Raw genomic sequence first — 14,142 nt, forward strand, 5'->3', positions numbered from 1 at the left:
TTATCGCTAGGCTTATCACAACTTTTTGTCAGTTCATAGCTATTTTTTAATAACTAATAAATCGGCATTAAACTGATAGTATCGCTTTTGCCAGGCTCTACATATTGTCTATTATATTTGCTTGGACTATTTTTGTAAAACTAATATTGCTCTGACCAGTAGCCATTTAATCACCCGGCGGAGTAGACATAGTTGTCAGCTGCTTTTTAGCGGTTTTAACATACCAGACAGCCTCATTTACCTGCGTGACAGTTGCCTTATCAGACCTTAACATAGCAGAAGCGTTTCTTAAGGCACAATCATAATTAGACATAAGATCATGATAAGCGCTATTTTGTGCTAGATCTTTTCCTTCATTAAAAAGTGTGAGCAGTTCCTGTTTGTCAGCTCCTGTCGCAATTTTTTGCCCATTTTCAGCTTGCTCAATCGTATTCAGTGCTTTTAACTTTAACCCGCTGACGTATTTCACATCGTTCACCTTAATAAAGTTATTGCCATAGATTAGTGCTTGCTTTTTTGCAGGGTAAGTTGGCTCTGAATTTGGCACCGGGTTTGGTTGGTTGGCATCAATCACACTAGCGTCACTGTAATTTAAACAATGATAAAACAGTTCCGCCTTATTTTCCTCAGGTACCCAGAGGTACATTAAGCCATCAACTGTAAGATTACTGTATTGCGGCTTTATAATACGTTTACCAATTGTCTTGCCAGATGTGTCATAAAGTTCAACGCTGTTATCTGTCACTGGCGTAACGTAAGTATAAACTAAGTCGCGATAGTCAATGATAGGCAAATTCTTTTTCAATTTAACATCGTCTTCATCAACATATTCATCCGGATAGTCGTGCAGTCTGTAAAGATAACCCTCAAAGCCATCATTTTGGTAAGGAATAACAGTTAAATCAAGTTTAATCTTCTGTCCTTTTTTCAGTTTACGTTTAACGGCAGAATAATTTACCGTTATGCTGGCGGTGTTCTTAAGAACAGTCGCTGACGAAACACCGTTGTAGCGAGCAATGTGACCGTTAATATAGCCGACATTAGCTGCTTTAATGTAACTGTTATGTCCTAAGGAGTAAAAATATTTTCCTTTTATTTTGTGGGCAGGTACGTATTTGGGTTGGAAGTACCTTGCGACATCATTAAGGTAGTAAAAATATTTGGGTGTTTTAGTAGCAGTCTTAGCTTTTCCTTGGTACTTAACAACTGTATTAGTTCTTAGTTTCTTTCCCGTTGTTTTGCCAGTCTTGGTGTAAATCAGTGCATCGTGTTTGATAGTCAATTTACCTTGTGTGATATTGCGTCCATTGACTTTTAAAACAGTAGCACTATTAATGTAATAGTTATGTCCCAAGTGATAAAATTTTTGTCCGTTAATTTTTTTAGTGCCGTAGTAGGGATAACTGGTTCTACTGTCATCATCATAAACTATCATTTCTGTAATCAAATAGCCTTTGGTATCAGCACTAAAGCCGTTAGGAATGTTATAGCTATGTGTACCCCGATTTTGCTTCAATTTTATTTTATGGCCTGACGGGTTGTAAACATAATTGCTCTCAAGCAGCGTGACTTTTCCTTTGGCTTTCTGAGCAGCTTCTACTGTTTGGGGGTTAGCGGTATATGGCAAAAATAGAGTGGTGGATAGGGCCAGGGCTGTTAAGCCAATACCAATTTTCTTGAAAAATTTCATTTTATGACCTCACAAAAAATGCTTAAGTTAATATCATTGTACCCTAAACTGATATTTAAAATTGTTTTATTATATAAATTGTTAGAACTTTTGTCTGGTTTGTAATCTTTTTACGAGAGTAAACTGCAATTTTCTAAACTATTTTAAGTGTAAAACAGCATATAATGAACTTAAAAAGTAGGTCTTAGCTTGAAGTGAGTCTTAATATCATTATATTCTACCAGCAAAATAATTTTAAGATTTATTAGTCCAGTTTTTATTTTGCATTAGACTTTATAAATTTTAGACTAAAAAAATGTTATTGGGATCATTAGTAAAATGAAATTTATAGTGAGGGGTAGCATGGATCAAGATTGGAAAATAGATAAAATTGACACTACTAAAGTTGCCGAGGCTTTTGCAAAGGAGCTTAAAGAAGAGCAACCTAAAACTTACTTTCTTAATGGAACTTGGGGAAGCGGAAAAACTGAGTACTTAAAAGAAGTTGAGAATGTAAGCAATAATTACTTCAAATTTATTTATTTGGAATTATGGAAACCTAAAAACAAATCTTCTCTTGCTCAAAATTTGTTCGAAGCTATTTATCCAAAATTGTATATACTAAAGACATTTCTATATATTGCAATATTGATTATAACATCTATGGCTAGTGCATTTATATCAGCGATGACTATTATTCCAAGACAACTCACTAGTCAAGAAAAGATTTGGTTAGTTATTATTGCGTGCTTAATCACAACTTTAATCACATATTATCAAAATAATTTTTTTGATATGGATAGGTTATTATTGTGGCTAGACAAAAGAAATCTCCAAAGTAAAAAGCACCCTAGGATTTTGATAGTTGATGATTTTGACAGACTACATAAGGATGTACAAAACGAACTTTACTTGTTTTTCAACCAACTTAACGGAAAGACAAGAATCATTTTTGTAGGTGATTTTGATAAAATAAATAAAAATGAAGATAACTATTTAAGTAAGATAATTGATCGTCAAATCGGGTTACCAGTTCAATTGCAATCAGTTAATATAGCAAATAAAATCGAAAACAAAATTAGGCAAGAATTAGAAAAAATAAATGATCCCAACGCTAAATACACTACCTATCAAAATACTAGGGATTTTAGTTTTTCTGATATAAAGAAATTATTTATTAATGAAAAAAGGACAGCAAGAAATGCAAATCAATATTTAAGTTATGTTCAGAATCAGTTGATTTTCAGGTCAAAGCTAGATAGAGTCGATTTAGGTCAAGAATTATTTATTATTTATTTATATTTGTTTCATAAAAGCAATTATAATAAATTACAAAATGGTTATAAACCAGAGGTGAATGCTCAGGATAATATTCAAGTTAATAAAAGTGATATTGAGCAATTAATGGATCAAGTTCTTAGCTCGAGAGAGTTAACCATAATAAAGTATCTTGAAAAACCAGATTCTTATTTTATTGATGACTTAGCAACAAGTCATAGCATAGCAGACCTAGAGAATATATTAGAAAATAAAGAGAAGTTAAAGATTATTTTTTATAAAGAAAATGAAGAAAATGTTGCTGAACTTAAAAAATATCTTTACAACAAAGCTGGACTAAATGTAATACATGAAAAAGACTATTTGTTTATGGCAGAAGTAGCTATTGAAGTAGTGGGATCTTCAGAATATGAGATGCCAAATAGCTTAATCAGATTTGTATTACAAAAATATGCTAGTCAGCTTTATAATAAAAGAAAAACAAAGATAAACAGCAAATTGTCAGAGCAAGAAAAATTAAAATATAAAGCAAGTGCTGATGAATATGTTATTTCTAAATTTGAAAAGATTTTTAATAAGGTTCAAAAAGAAGCAGATCATGTAGTTACTAATGGTAAAAAACTTCATATCTATAGAGAATTGGTAGATTTATTTAATTTAAAGCAGTTTTCATATGATGACTATGCGCAAAAATATTTTAAACAAATAATAATAAGTTCGGAAAAAGAGAAAAATTTTGGAAGAAAACCGTATGATGCAGAAACATTGCTTTATGTACTAAACTTTAATTATGTGCATATAAATTTTTCTAAATTTTATACAAAAGTATCACCTACGATTGAATCTCAAGTAAAAATTATTGAAAATCTATGTGATACTGAATATATATACTTTTGGAATATTTATTTGATGAACCCGCGCGAATTTCTTCCTGTTGTGTCAGATAGTAACTTATTAGGTGTTGATCAACTGTGCTTTTCATATAAAGGAGAAATCTATGCTAATCATGTACTTGATCGATGTAGAGCTATTTCCGCTAAGTCTTAACTGAATTGTTAACATAAAAATGTTAAGAGGCTGACAAAAGTGAAGATTTTATAAATATTAGTTTAGTGATAAACTGTTATCTTCAATTTAGACAGTAAATTTAAGCAATAAAAAAGGAGTTAGTTCACTTGTATTTGATAGACTAACTCCTTTTTAATTTAACTTCATTGCGCAAAATTTAAAGTGCTAATTGAGTTCTAATTGGTTCAAGTAGCCACAGTGCCTGCTTTACCTGAGCAATTGTTGCTTTAGGTGATTGTAAAACGGAAGAAGCAATCAACAAAGCATTATTATAATTCTTTACTGCACTTTCATCATGACCTTTAACATTCTGGGCATTCTTTTTTGCCTCAAATTTTCTTTGCAATTCTTGCTTATCCTTATCTGTTGCTACTTTCTGATCGTTCTCGGCATCCTTAGGAGAATTAAGAGGGACTAATTTATTTCCTCCGGCATAAGTGATATCACTGGCTTTGACAAAGCTGTTAGTATAACGCATCTTATCTTCTGTCGATTCAATTAGTTTATTGTTTTTATCAAACTCTGGTTTTTTAAGGTCAGTGCCGTCGTTATTAACAAAATAGTTTCTGTCTATTCTGTAGGTTAAAAAGTGATAAAACAGTTCTGCTTTGTTTTCGCTAGGTACCCATAAGTAATAAAGACCATCAACGGTCAAGGGGTTTTGCTTACGGTTCCTGTAACTGATACCTGTTGGAGTACCGTCAAAATTATAGAATTTAGTATTTGTCGTAGTATTAGGCCTTACATAGGTGAATGTAAGTTCATCGTAACTTGATGTTGGCAAATAGTTTCTTAATTTAATGTAGTTTTGAGCAACATATTCGTTAGGATAATCGTGCAGGCGATAGATATAGCCTTCAAAGTCTTCTGCCCAAGGCTCAACCGCTAAATCAACTTTAATTTTTTGCCCCTTTTTTAGAACGTGCTTAGTAGAATCATTGGTTAATGTTTGAGTTGTCGTCTTTTTGAGAACAGTGGCATAGGTAACGCCATTATACATAAGAGGATATCCATCTATACTATCAACGTTATTTGCTCTAATATAACGATTCTTTCCTATTGCATAGCAGTCTTTACCATTAACAGTTTCTGTCGGCAAATAATAAAAGGTTGTCTTTTGCTCAGAAACACCAGAATAATATCCAATTTCTTTACTTATATCATTGTACTGCAAACTAGTTAATAAATTTATCTCAAACAAGCGTTCGATTATTTTTGCTAGCGTACAAATACTTGTATAATTAGGGTAGTAAGTGTTTAGAAGTAAATAAAGAAGATGTAATGATGAAGCAAGAATCATTATTTGCAAATAGTGGGCAAAATGAACCATTGGCTAACCGTGTACGCCCCCAAAACTTAGACCAGTTTGTAGGACAAGAGCAGCTACTGGGACCGGGAAAAATATTGCGGGAAATCATTGATAATGACCAAGTTTCCTCAATGATTTTTTGGGGACCACCGGGAGTTGGCAAAACGACTTTGGCTGAAATAATTGCCCGGCAGAGTCAAGCGAGCTTTTTTAATTTTAGTGCGGTTGACAGCAGCATTACTAAAATCCGCAAAATTATGAAGCAGGCTGAAACCGAACATGAAGTAGGGCAAAAAACACTGGTATTTGTAGATGAAATCCATCGTTTTAATAAAGCACAACAAGATGCTTTTTTGCCTTACGTTGAACGCGGTAGTATTACGTTAATTGGTGCCACGACCGAAAATCCTTCCTTTGAAGTTAACTCGGCGCTGCTTTCACGCTGCAAGGTTTTTGTCTTAAAACCGCTTGAAGTCAAAGATATTATCAAGCTATTGCAAAATGCTTTGCATAACCCTAATGGCTTTGGCAAGTTAACCGTTAAAATCAGTGAGCAGGAGATTAAAGCCATTGCTAAATTTGCCAACGGTGATGCCCGGACTGCTTTAAATACGCTGGAGATGGCGGTTTTAAATGGCAACAAAAGTGGTAATACGATCGCTGTGACTATGGATAGTCTGGGACAACTAATCACGCAAAAGTCAGTCTTGTATGACAAAGACGGAGAAGAACACTACAATATCATCTCCGCTTTGCATAAATCAATGCGTAACAGCGATGTAGATGCAGCGATTTATTGGCTGTCGCGGATGCTTGAAGGGGGAGAAGATCCGCTTTATATTGCACGCAGACTAGTACGCTTTGCCAGTGAAGACATTGGCTTGGCAGACACTAATGCGCTGAATGTGGCGGTCAACGTCTTTCAGGCTTGTCAATTTATAGGGATGCCGGAATGTGATGTGCATTTGTCGGAAGCAGTGATTTATTTGTCGCTTGCTCCGAAATCAAACGCAGTTTATAAGGCTAGACTAGCTGCTGAAGAAGACGTTAAGAAGACGATAGATGAACCAGTGCCTTTGCAAATTCGCAACGCCCCGACTAAGTTGATGAAAGATTTGGGCTATGGTAAAGGTTACCAGCTGGCGCATTATGCTAAAGACAAGTTAACAACAATGAAAACTATGCCACCGAGTTTAGAGGGACACGAATATTATTTGCCGACCTCGCAAGGCCATGAAGACCGCTTTAAAAAGAGACTGGAACAGATTAAAGAATGGCACAGAGAACACGATAAATAGCGCAGCTTTTAAAGTCTAGCCTCATTAGTTTTAATTACCGGGACACTAAAAGAATAATATAACAAATTGATTAGCTAAATGATTAAGCGGACACTGCTATTTGAGCATCAACTAAAAAGCGGGCAAACCACAATTTAAGTGGTTTGCCTGTTTTTGTGCTCTTTCTTTTCTGTGGCAATATTTATTTAAATTCATTATTTGACAAAAAGCATGTTGCCTGAAGCCCACATAATGTAAAAAAACAGAATAACACTAATTATTAGAGCTAATAGCCAAACCAAAACCAAACTTATAATAAAGGTAATATGTCTGTTCTGAAAAAATGTTTTCAATACTTCCGCCAAAGCTGATAGTAGAAGACCTAAGGCGCCAACGCTTAAATCAACAGATTTGAAAAACGGTAAGATTAAAACCAATAAGAATGCGCCTAATACAATAAACCATAAATATTTATAGCCATGATCTATTAGCAGCTGTTCTTTCATCGTAGTCTGGTTTTTGAACATTATTAATAGCTCCAATCATGATATTGCCAAGATTTATTATGCACAAAGCAATATTAAATTTTTCACAGATACCAACTTTTGTATGTCTCTCTGAATTTTTTTAGATAAAAAAAGCAGTTTTAATTTAACTTAAAATTTCAGTTATACCTATGATAATAATAACTTATAGGTTAGTACATAACTATTAAGATGTAAAGCGAGTAATTAAAAATAAATTAAATTTATTGCCAAATATTATAAGAATAAGCGCAGTACTTATTATTTTTTATGATTTAATCGCAATTACTGATTATACTGTTGATTAACATTATATTTCATTTATAATTATATAATAATTAAAAAATTCAAGAAAGAAAGGTTATAGGAAATGAGATGAAAATGAAATTAGCAAGAGCTGCTTTATTATTGTTGTGTCCATTTGGAATGGCGCTTTTTTTCTCCGATAAGCCGAATTTTAACTTAATATGGTCAATTAGTGCGTTCATCATGACAATAATTGCTACAGCTTGGTTTGAAGTAAAAGAAGATACATTTATTGACCAAGTCGAAAATGACTTAATTTACTGTATGGTATTACAAGGCGCACCAATTAGCTTTGAAACTTTATATTTGTTAAATATGACAGATGAGCAAGAAGAGCACCCGTTAATGATACTCTTTATTATTGTCTTAAATTTAATTTGTGTGTTCTTACTTGACTATTTAATCAATCGAGTTAAATTTTACAAAGTTGAAGATAAAAATGATTAGAATTTAACATGATTTGAGTACCAGGCTATTAAAATGCTTGGTACTTTTTTCTAGCATAAAGTTCGTCAGACTTTTGATATATACTGTTTCCTCAGCTGGCTTTCCCAATAGTTTTTTAGTTTAGAGTAGTAAAAGTTACAAGCTTTTATTTGATAAAAATTGCGTCAGTCTTGTAAATATAATTTGCAATTTACAAAGCAGCGGCTTTAATAATATACTTAAATAAAGTAGCAGTGTATGCATAATAGCAGTCGATTATATGAATATAGGCAAAAAATGAGTAGCACATCAGTAATAGAAAGCGTCATAATTAACGGCACTAAACTTTATTTTTCAATTAGTTCAAAGCAAGGCCGGAAACCAATCATTTTATATTTGCATGGTGGACCGGGCGATGCCTGCATCCCCTTGACTAAAAAATTTAATAGCGAACTAGAAGATCATTTTATCTTTGTCAATCTGGAACAAAGAGGCAGCGGACTATCATATTACAAATTTTCACCTGAAGAAAACTTATCTATTAATACCATGGTGGAAGATATTCATCAGTTTGTGCTTTATTTATTAAAACGGTTAAGACAAGATAAATTGATTATCATGGGTCATTCTTGGGGTACGGTTTTAGGACTCTATTTTATTCAAATGTATCCAGACCTGGTTACGCAATATATCGGAATTGGTCAAGTAGTTAATATGAAAAGGAATATTGACTTACAAAAAGCTTTTTTACGAACAAAAATGAAAAATACTGCCAAACTTGACCAACTTGATTTTGTCCATGAACCAACTAAAGCCAGCCTCAAATTAACTAAAATGATTGTGGCTTATGGCGGTTCAATCTATGGCGCTAAAAACTACCGCAAATTAATTGGTCCTTTTATATCTGCTAAAGATTATTCTTTTAAGGACCTAATTCAGCGCTTGCAGGGCTCGAAGCAGTCAATTCAATATTTTTGGGAAGAACTGATGGACGTTAATTTTGAAAACATCGTGCATTTTGCCGTTCCCATCACTTTTTGTGAAGGCAGACATGACCATCATGTGTCCTCACCATTGACTGCAGAATATGCTGCTAAAATTACTAGTCCGTGCAAATTGATTTGGTTTGACCATTCTGGTCATTTCCCGCAGTGGGAGGAGCCAACTAAATTTAATCAGGAAATTACTATGCTTTTAGAGTCACAAGCAAACTAAAAACTGGCAACTCACATTATTAACAAGGTGAGTTTACCAGTTTTTTTGTTTAATTAGACTTTATTAGTTATTCTGAAAATTACTTAAAAACTTCGCGGTTTTTTCATTTTGCGGGTGATTGAATAACTGATCAGGTTTACCTTGTTCAGTTATTACACCGTCGCTGATGAAAAACATTTGATCAGAAATTTCTTTAGCAAATGCCATTTCGTGCGTTACGATAATCATCGTTAAACCTGTAGTGGCTAGGTTCTTCATAACGCTTAAAACTTCTCCGACCATTTCAGGATCCAAAGCACTAGTAGGCTCATCAAATAACAAAATTTCAGGATCCATGCAGATAGCACGGGCAATCGCGACCCTTTGTTGTTGTCCACCAGAAAGCTGACTCGGTCTGGCATTAACGTATTGCTCCATGCCTACCTTTTTCAAATTTGCCAGCGCAATTTGACGTGCTTCGTCTTTTGAGCGTTTTAATACCAACTCTTGACCTACCATACAATTGGCTAATACATTCTTGTTTTCAAACAAATCAAATTGTTGGAAAACCATGCCGACTTTTGCCCGGTAAATATTGTGATTGTAGTTTGGTGCCAAAACATTTTCACCATGAAAATCAACTTCACCGGCAGTAGGTTCTTCAAGCAGGTTGATACAGCGCAAAGTAGTTGATTTACCGCCACCTGAAGGTCCGATAATGGTGGCAATTTCACCTTTATTAATGTCAAAAGAGATATCTTTCAAAACCTGGTGTTCACCGAATGTTTTCTTGATGTGCTTTAAACTTAAAATAGTTTCGTTTGTTTCAGTCATTAGTTCTTAGCCTCCATGTCTTTAGGTGTGCCCACTTGAACTTGGTTTGCCATTAAGTTGTAATTCTTACTTCCTTGGAGGTGTTTTTCAATTAAGTTGAAAATTCTCGTGATGGTAAAGGTCAAGATGAGGTAGATAGCAGAAATTGTCAGGTAAGTTGGGAAGAACTTGAATGTCTGACTAGCAACAGTTGAACCAACGAAGAACAACTCTGATACGGAGATGATGCTCAGGACTGAAGTATCCTTGATATTAACGATAAATTCGTTAGTAATTGAAGGTAGGCAATTCTTGATCGCTTGTGGCAAAATAATGTGCCACATTCTTTGATTATGAGTCATTCCCAAGGCACTGGCTGCCTCAAACTGACCTTCAGGTGTAGAAATAATTCCTCCCCGAATGATTTCGGCTAAATATGCTCCAGTATTGATGGAAACAATGATTAGTGCGGCAACGGTTCTGTCAATGTTCAAGTGCCAGAATTGGGCAATACCATAGTAGATCACAGCAGCTTGAACCATCATTGGCGTACCCCGGAAGACCTCAATGTAGACCGAAAGCAGCCAGTTGACAAACTTAAGCAGCCATCTTTTACCGGGAGTCGTTGGTGTAGGAATGGTTCTGACAATGCCCACTGCCAGGCCGATAAAGAAACCTGCAACAGTACCAACTGAGGCTAAAAGCAGCGTCATACCAATACCGTTTAAAATCATGCCGCCATATTGGCGCCACATTGATACTAACCATGGTTCTGCCTTAGCCTTTTTGCCTTTTTTATCATTATCAGTTTTAGGCTGCTCCTTAACAGCTTCAGTCATTAACCTAACCCTTTTTGCTTGAGGAATAGTAGCTAAAATTTGGTTGACACTCTTGAGCAGCGCCTTGTTAGGCTTGGCAATTCCGATTGAGGTAACAGATTCTTCCTTAGTAGCGTGGAAACCAGCCATTTTGCTGACAGGAATTGACTTAATGTCAGGGTCAACCATCTTAAAGGAAGTTGATTCAGTGTCTTCGGCAACATAGCCGTCAATGGTACCTGAAATTAAGCTTTGCCGCATTGCTGCAAAATCACGCATAGCCGGTTGTCTCTTAGCACCTTTTAACTGCTTGATTAAATCATAGTGGAAAGTACCTTGTTGCGCTGTTAATTTAGCACCCTTAAAGTCGGTCAGCTTTTTAGCGCTAGCATATCTGCTGTTAATCTTGGTAATTACCACAAAAGTACTGTTTCTATATGGCTTAGAGAAATTAATGGCCTTTTCACGTTCAGCTGTTGGACTCATCCCAGCGATAATCAAATCGGCTTTGCCACTGGTCAAAGCGGGCAGTAAACCATCCCATTCAGTCTTAACAACTTCTACTTTTCTATGTAATTTTTGACCAATAATTTTGGCAATTTTAACGTCATAGCCATTGGCATATTCTTTCGACCCTTCAATTGGCACAGCACCGTTGGCATTATTAGTCTGTGTCCAATTGTACGGCTGATAATTAGCTTCCATGGCGACTTTGAGCGTACCGTCGTCCTTTTTGGCACTAACTTCATTCAGGCTAAAATCAGCCCCAATGCCTAAACAAGTGAATAAGGCAACTAAGGTAGCCAACCACTTAAATCTTGACTTCATTTTGAAAACCTCCACAAAATATGTTTCAAATAAAGCCAATACAATAAAAGCGTAAATAAAAACCTCGCTGTTACGCAAAACAACGAGGTTATAATCTATTTTTTAAACAAATCATATAGCGCTCCCCGGGGACTAACCGGGACAGTCTGCAAAATATTCTCTTGCAGCCCAACAAAAAGATTGAAACGAACAACATTTTTGTTTCGGCGGTAATTCTTACGCTAACCTTCAAAGTGTTCGCTCACTCAGATTAGTTTTGTAACAACCGCGACCTCTATTGCATTGGAAATTATTTAACTTAGAAAAATAATAGGCTATTAAGAGTGACTTGTCAATAATTTTATTTAAAAAATATTTTATAATTATCTCATTTATTATCTTTTACTATTTTAAAAGGGCACGGTGATCCTGTTCTCACTGCCAGCCATTATCCTTTTGATAAGCACTTTTTTTCATTCTGGAAACATAGGGATTACCAGCTGTATAATAACGTAATTTTTTATTGGCCCATTCTAATTCGGATTGACTCACGCCAATTCTGGCACTGGTTTTAATTTCCTTAGCCCACTTTTTATGATTATCATCTAAATCAATTTTAAATGGAGAGTCAGATAAGAGGTGTAAATTCCATTTTTTATCGTGAATACCAAAAGCCTGCATCATTTTCGCAGGACCATTAGTTAAAAGCACCCCATTTTTGCCGGCACGATTTTTAATCATCTGCTCTATGCCCCAGACTGGTTCGATGGCTCTAATTAAAACTCCTTGCGGCTCATTATATTCTTGTGTTGCGACATCGAAAAAGAAATACTGTCTTTGGGCGTAAATGTAGATAGTTCCGCCTTTACGATAAAGACCTTCATTAGCCGGACTGCGATGACCGCCATAAGAATGTGCCGCCCGGTCTTTAACGCCTAAGTAAGCTTCTGCCTCCACAATATAGCCACCCATTATATTCTGGCCATCATTATATGTTAATGGTCTGCCAATCAAGTCTTTAGTAATAACAGCAGTTGATTTATTAGAGAAATAAGTTGAATAATTCATTTTTTCTTCCGTGTAGTAAACTTAAACTAAAAGGAGATCTTACAATGACAAAGATAAAATTAGTACGCATTTACGACCATGAGCAACCGGCTGGCTACCGCATTTTAGTTGATCGTCTGTGGCCACGAGGTAAAAGCAAAAATGATGCTGATTTGGATGAATGGACAAAAGAAATAGGCCCCAGTACCGAACTGCGTAAGTGGTTTAACCACGATGATACTAAATATCCTGAGTTTAGGCAAAAGTACGTTGCTGAATTAGAGCATAATCCAGCGGCCACCGCTTTTGTTGACCAGATTAAAGCTAAGCTTGCCGAACAAGATGTCCTTTTTCTTTATGGTGCCAAAAACAAAGAACACAACCAGGCAGTTGTGCTCAAAGAATACGTTGAACAAAGATTATAGTTTCCGTCTTTTCTTTTTTGCTCGTATAAAATGAAAAGCAATAGTTAAGAGAAGAATACCGAACACAATAAAGGCAAAAGTTGTATTAGGCAGTTCGTAATGTAACGGTGGTAAAGACAATAAAAGTTTAAGAGCAATGATAGCAATTAAAACGTAAGCCATCGGTTGCAGTTCAGGAATAATGTCCATCAATTTGATTATGATTTCGGCAACACCGCGCATACACAAGATACCGATCATGCCACCAATTAATACTACTACCGGATTATTGGAAACCGCTAGGGCAGCTAAAACTGAATCAATTGAAAATACGATATCCATTGCTTCAATTGAAATAACGGTCCGCCAGAAAAGTGATAGAAAATGTTTCCCCTTTTTGGGAGTATGCTTAGTAATTTTTGCACTTTCAATCTTTGCGTTAGTGACAGCCTTTTGGGGATGCCTTTGGTCGTAAAAAAACTTGAAGGACAGATAGAAAAGATAGAGGCTGCCTGCTAGTTTAATTTCCCAAAAATTGATCAGATAAGTACCGATGCCAATCACGATGAAACGAAAAATATATGCACCCCATAGACCATAAAATAATGACTTTTCCTGTTGATTCTTGTCAGGCAAAACCTTGGTTTGAGCTGCCAAAACAACTGCATTATCAACAGAAAGCAAGCATTCCATCAGAATCAGGGTTAAGATGATGAGCCAATCTTTGCCACTGGTCAGTACGTGAATCCAATTACTTCCACTGAAAAAGGGAGCATACATTTTAAAAATTGCCATTTAATTAAAAGCTCTTTTCTAGTCCAGATTTATTTTTGATTACTGTGTCAAGTTTTAACAAGTATTATAGTGGTGCTCGGGTAAAAAACAATCCTAATAACATAAAGACTTTTTTAAAAAATTAATTAAAGCTGTTTAAAAACATCTAGTGCATCCGCAATAATAGAGGAAATGCATTCTGCTGGAATGGCAGTCTTATTAATGGCCCAAACTTTAGCGCCAGCTTGCCTGTAAGATAAAAGTTGGGCGAAAGGATATACCACAAAACTGGTACCTGAAATGATTACGAGGTCGGAGTTTTGCATGGCGTTAACAGATTTGGCTAAACTGTCACCATTAATGGCTTCACCATATAAAACAATTCCTGGTCTGATAATGCCACCACAATTTTCATGACGGTAAGATTT

Annotated in this window: 13 protein-coding genes and 1 riboswitch; of the genes, 5 read left to right on the forward strand and 8 right to left on the reverse strand. The window is 35.3% G+C overall.

Going from position 1 to position 14,142, the window contains the following annotated elements:
- Positions 1-166 precede the first annotated feature (166 nt).
- A complete protein-coding gene (locus tag JF76_RS00830; protein WP_045927395.1) occupies positions 167-1,690 on the reverse strand; it encodes an SLAP domain-containing protein in 1,524 nt (507 codons plus the stop codon).
- 342 nt (positions 1,691-2,032) lie between these two features.
- Between JF76_RS00830 and JF76_RS00835 the strand changes: the two genes are divergently transcribed.
- On the forward strand, positions 2,033-3,994 hold the full coding sequence (locus JF76_RS00835; RefSeq protein WP_045927396.1) for a P-loop NTPase fold protein: 1,962 nt from the start codon (positions 2,033-2,035) through the stop codon (positions 3,992-3,994).
- 178 nt (positions 3,995-4,172) lie between these two features.
- Here the strand turns inward: JF76_RS00835 and JF76_RS00840 are convergent, their stop codons facing one another.
- Positions 4,173-5,216 carry a hypothetical protein gene (locus tag JF76_RS00840; protein ID WP_208854437.1) on the reverse strand — a complete coding sequence of 348 codons (1,044 nt, stop codon included), beginning with the start codon at positions 5,214-5,216 and terminating at the stop codon, positions 4,173-4,175.
- Positions 5,217-5,299: 83 nt separating this feature from the next.
- Between JF76_RS00840 and JF76_RS00845 the strand changes: the two genes are divergently transcribed.
- Positions 5,300-6,622: a replication-associated recombination protein A gene (locus JF76_RS00845; protein ID WP_045927398.1), complete on the forward strand. Its 1,323-nt coding sequence runs from the start codon at positions 5,300-5,302 to the stop codon at positions 6,620-6,622.
- Positions 6,623-6,816: 194 nt separating this feature from the next.
- Here JF76_RS00845 and JF76_RS00850 read toward each other — a convergent pair whose 3' ends face one another.
- A complete protein-coding gene (locus JF76_RS00850) occupies positions 6,817-7,128 on the reverse strand; it encodes a hypothetical protein (protein ID WP_045927399.1) in 312 nt (103 codons plus the stop codon).
- A gap of 378 nt (positions 7,129-7,506) precedes the next feature.
- Between JF76_RS00850 and JF76_RS00855 the strand changes: the two genes are divergently transcribed.
- Both JF76_RS00855 and JF76_RS00860 read left to right on the forward strand, forming a co-directional pair.
- Positions 7,507-7,878 (forward strand): hypothetical protein, encoded by a 372-nt coding sequence (locus JF76_RS00855; RefSeq protein WP_045927400.1) that lies wholly within the window; start codon positions 7,507-7,509, stop codon positions 7,876-7,878.
- A gap of 276 nt (positions 7,879-8,154) precedes the next feature.
- Complete coding sequence (locus tag JF76_RS00860; protein ID WP_045928884.1) at positions 8,155-9,072, forward strand: alpha/beta fold hydrolase; 918 nt, start codon at positions 8,155-8,157, stop codon at positions 9,070-9,072.
- 63 nt (positions 9,073-9,135) lie between these two features.
- On the opposite strand, the gene JF76_RS00865 is transcribed toward JF76_RS00860, so the two are convergent.
- The 3 genes from JF76_RS00865 to JF76_RS00875 all read right to left on the reverse strand — a co-directional run bounded on the left by JF76_RS00865 (position 9,136) and on the right by JF76_RS00875 (position 12,557).
- Entirely contained in the window at positions 9,136-9,885 is a 750-nt protein-coding gene (locus tag JF76_RS00865; protein WP_045927401.1) for an amino acid ABC transporter ATP-binding protein, read from the reverse strand.
- Entirely contained in the window at positions 9,885-11,510 is a 1,626-nt protein-coding gene (locus JF76_RS00870; RefSeq protein WP_045927402.1) for an ABC transporter substrate-binding protein/permease, read from the reverse strand. Before JF76_RS00870 ends, JF76_RS00865 begins: the two co-directional genes overlap by 1 nt.
- A 108-nt stretch (positions 11,511-11,618) precedes the next feature.
- Positions 11,619-11,795, reverse strand: a riboswitch (Lysine riboswitch).
- 129 nt (positions 11,796-11,924) lie between these two features.
- Entirely contained in the window at positions 11,925-12,557 is a 633-nt protein-coding gene (locus JF76_RS00875; RefSeq protein ID WP_045927403.1) for a DNA-3-methyladenine glycosylase, read from the reverse strand.
- Positions 12,558-12,601: 44 nt separating this feature from the next.
- On the opposite strand from JF76_RS00875, the gene JF76_RS00880 reads away from it, so the two are divergent.
- Positions 12,602-12,961 carry a DUF488 domain-containing protein gene (locus tag JF76_RS00880; protein ID WP_045927404.1) on the forward strand — a complete coding sequence of 120 codons (360 nt, stop codon included), beginning with the start codon at positions 12,602-12,604 and terminating at the stop codon, positions 12,959-12,961.
- Here JF76_RS00880 and JF76_RS00885 read toward each other — a convergent pair.
- Positions 12,956-13,735 carry a TerC family protein gene (locus JF76_RS00885; RefSeq protein WP_045927405.1) on the reverse strand — a complete coding sequence of 260 codons (780 nt, stop codon included), beginning with the start codon at positions 13,733-13,735 and terminating at the stop codon, positions 12,956-12,958. The genes JF76_RS00880 and JF76_RS00885 overlap by 6 nt on opposite strands.
- Positions 13,736-13,860: 125 nt before the next feature.
- On the reverse strand, positions 13,861-14,142 hold a 282-nt coding region (locus JF76_RS10360; protein WP_045927406.1), incomplete at its 5' end, for a Sir2 family NAD-dependent protein deacetylase.

The sequence above is a fragment of the Lactobacillus kullabergensis genome (assembly GCF_000967195.1).
In the GTDB taxonomy this organism is placed as follows: Bacteria; Bacillota; Bacilli; order Lactobacillales; family Lactobacillaceae; genus Lactobacillus; species Lactobacillus kullabergensis.